This is a genomic window from Sphingomonas bacterium, assembly GCF_903643065.1.
Taxonomy (GTDB): Bacteria; Pseudomonadota; Alphaproteobacteria; order Sphingomonadales; family Sphingomonadaceae; genus Sphingomonas.
In genome coordinates this window covers 1-3,060 of sequence record NZ_CAHJWX010000380.1, presented here as the reverse complement: position 1 = coordinate 3,060, position 3,060 = coordinate 1, and the positions used below count along the sequence as shown (strand labels likewise).

General features: G+C 70.9%; 4 protein-coding genes. 1 reads left to right on the top strand and 3 read right to left on the bottom strand.

Annotated elements, in window-relative coordinates:
- Window positions 1–1,270, top strand: a 1,270-nt coding sequence (locus tag HUU95_RS12445) for an NAD-dependent succinate-semialdehyde dehydrogenase (protein WP_174280392.1), incomplete at its 5' end; no start/stop codon positions are given.
- A 28-nt stretch (window positions 1,271–1,298) separates the two neighbouring features.
- Here HUU95_RS12445 and HUU95_RS12440 read toward each other — a convergent pair.
- The 3 genes from HUU95_RS12440 to HUU95_RS12430 all read right to left on the bottom strand — a co-directional run.
- Complete coding sequence (locus HUU95_RS12440) at window positions 1,299–1,721, bottom strand: helix-turn-helix domain-containing protein (RefSeq protein WP_174280391.1); 423 nt, start codon at window positions 1,719–1,721, stop codon at window positions 1,299–1,301.
- A gap of 167 nt (window positions 1,722–1,888) precedes the next feature.
- Window positions 1,889–2,701, bottom strand: a complete 813-nt coding sequence (locus HUU95_RS12435) for a ParB/RepB/Spo0J family partition protein (protein ID WP_174280390.1) — start codon at window positions 2,699–2,701, stop codon at window positions 1,889–1,891.
- 9 nt (window positions 2,702–2,710) lie between these two features.
- A partial coding sequence (locus tag HUU95_RS12430; protein ID WP_174280389.1) for a glucokinase occupies window positions 2,711–3,060 on the bottom strand: 350 nt, incomplete at its 5' end.

Below are 3,060 nucleotides of genomic sequence, written 5' to 3'. Positions count from 1 at the left end.
CGGTTTCAGGGCGTGGCGCGCGACCGCGCCGGAGGTCCGCGCCGGCCTGCTCCAGAAGACCGCGGGCCTGATCCGCGAGCGCGCGGGCGACCTCGCGCGGATCGCGACGCTAGAACAGGGCAAGCCGTTCGGCGAGGCAAAGGGCGAGGCGCTGTATGCGGCGGCGCTGCTCGACTATCACGCCGCGGAGGGCCTGCGTGTCCAGGGCCGGGTCCTGCCGCGTCCCGCCGGCACGCGCAGCCTGGTGCTGCACCAGCCGGTCGGCGTCGTCGCGGCGTTCTGCGCGTGGAACTTCCCGATCATGAACGTGGTGCGCAAGCTCGCGCCCGCGCTCGCCGCCGGTTGCGCGATCATCATCAAGCCCAGCGAGGAGACCGCCGGGTCGGCCTGCGAGGTCATGCGCTGTTTCCAGGATGCCGGGCTGCCCGGCGATGTCGCGCAATGCGTGTTCGGGACGCCCGACACCGTCTCGCGCCACCTGCTCGCCTCGCCCGTGACCCGGAAGCTCAGCTTCACCGGATCGGTGCCGGTGGGCAAGCATCTGGCGACGCTCGCGGCGGGGTCGCTGATGGCGACCACGATGGAGCTCGGCGGCCACGGCCCCGTGCTGGTGTTCGACGACTGCGACCTCGACAGGACGATCGACACGCTGGTCGCCGCCAAGTTCCGCAACGCGGGCCAGGTGTGCATCGCCCCCACCCGTTTCCACGTCCAGCGCGGCATCTACGATGCGTTCGCGGCCGGCTTCGCGGAACGGACGCGCGCGCTGCGGATCGGCCCGGGACTGGAGAAGGGCATCCAGATGGGTCCCATGGCCAACGCGCGCCGCCCGGACGCGATCGCGGCGATGGTGGAGGACGCGCGCAGCATCGGCGCGCGCGTGCTCGCCGGCGGGAACGGCCGGGCGTCCGGCGGCGGGTTCTTCCACGAGCCGACCGTGCTCGCCGACGTGCCGCTGGCCGCGCGCGCGATGAACGACGAGCCGTTCGGGCCGCTGGCGCTGCTGCACCCGTTCGAGACGGTGGAGGAGGCGATCACGGAGGCGAACCGCCTGCCCTATGGCCTCGCCGCCTATTGCTTCACCGAGAACGGCCGCCGGCAGAACCTGCTGGGCGACGCGATCGAGGCCGGGATGATCGCGGTCAACACCGTCCGCCTGTCCTGGGTCGACAGCCCGTTCGGGGGGACCAAGGACTCAGGCTACGGCTCCGAGGACGGCCCGGAGGGCGTCGCCGCGCATCTGGCGACCAAGACGTTCCACATGGCGTAACGCGCCGGCCCAGCGAGAGGCGTCGTCCTCAGCCCGCGTGGCGGGCGCGATAGGCGCTGGGCGTCACGCCATGCACCTCCCGGAACACGCGCGCCAGATAGGCGGCGTCGCAGAACCCCCACCGCTCGGCGATGTCGGCGACCCGGCCGGCGGTCGCGACCCGCAGTTCTTCGGCGACCCGCGCCAGCCGCTGGTCGCGGATATAGGCCTGAACGCCGCCGTCCGCGTCGAACAGCCGGTACAGCGAGGAACGCGACATGCCGGTCCAGCGGCACAGGTTCGCGACCGTCAGCATCGCCGATCCCAGCCGCTCCTCGATCGCGCGCTCGGCCAGCGCGCGCTTGCCCGGCCGCGCCGGCACGGCGCGGGCCGTTGACGGATCGGCCGCGAAACCGGGATGTAGCGCGGGCGATGCGGGGATGACCGCCGACGTGGAACCGTATTGGAACATGAAGATCTCGCCTGACGTGAGGTTTGCCCGAAATGACGGCAGTGTTTAGCTGCTATCGGTTGTAAACCTATGTCTGCACGTCCCACCATTTGAATAAATGGCCCATCATGGCTCTTGCGGGGTATATCGGCGGTGCGACCCGCGGCCGGCCGGGCCGACGGGTCCCGTCAGATCCCCTCGCCGCTCAATCGCTGGCACAGCATGTCGAGCTGGTCGAGCGTGGCGTAGGACAGGGTCAGCGTCCCGCCCGCGTCCGACAGCGCGATCGTCACCGGCACGCCCAGCATGTCCGCCAGCTGCTGTTCCAGCGCCGCTACGTCCGCGTGCGGGTCGGCGGGGTCGTCCGTCGCCGCGCGCCGCGCCGGTGGCTGGCCCGGTCGCGCGCGGCCCTTCGCGGCGCGGACGAGCTTCTCGGTATCGCGCACCGACAGCCCCTGCGTCACCACCCGTTCGGCCAGTTGCTCCACGTCGGCGGCGCCCAGCAGCGCGCGGGCGTGACCCATGCTGAGCGAGCCGTCGACCACCCGGTCCTGCACCGGTTCCGGCAGGTCGAGCAGGCGCAGCAGGTTGGCGATGTGGCTGCGCGACTTGTGGACGGTGCGCGCGATCTCGTCCTGCTTGTGGCCGAACTCGTCCGCCAGCCGCTGGTACGCGCGCCCCTCCTCGATCGCGTTCAGGTCCTGGCGCTGGATGTTCTCCAGCAGCGCGATCTGGAGCGTTTCCGAATCGTCATAGTCGCGCACGACGACCGGCACCTCGGCGAGCCGGGCACGCTGCGCCGCCCGCCACCGCCGCTCGCCCGCCACGATCTCGTACCCGCCGTGACGCGAGCGGACGATGATCGGCTGGATCATGCCGCGCGCGGCGATCGACTGCGTCAGTTCCTCCAGCGCCGCCTCGTCGAAATGGCGGCGGGGCTGGCCGGCGTGCGGCGACAGGGCGTCGACCGGGAGCAGCCGCACGTCGTCGCGACGCCCCACGCGGCCTGATCAGCACCACAAACGCGCAGGGTAATCGATCATGAAGCGGCGGGGGTTCGCGGCGAGCGCGGCAAGGCCGTCCTGGACGCTGCTGTCATCGGTCACCAGTCGTACCGGTATCTTCGCGACAAGCGCGCCAAGCGGCGCCTGATCGTCGAAGGCGCGACGGAATTCTTTCGGGTCCAGGAACGCGACGATCCGTTTGAGAATGCCGCCGGACAGCGTCACGCCGCCCTTCGCCAGAAGACCGAGAGCGAGACCGCCGGAATATCGCGCGACGAGTATCCAGAACGCGCGTAGCGCGCGCGCTTCCGTGCCGGCGGTATCGGCAAGCGCCATCTCTGTGATCATAGACGCCT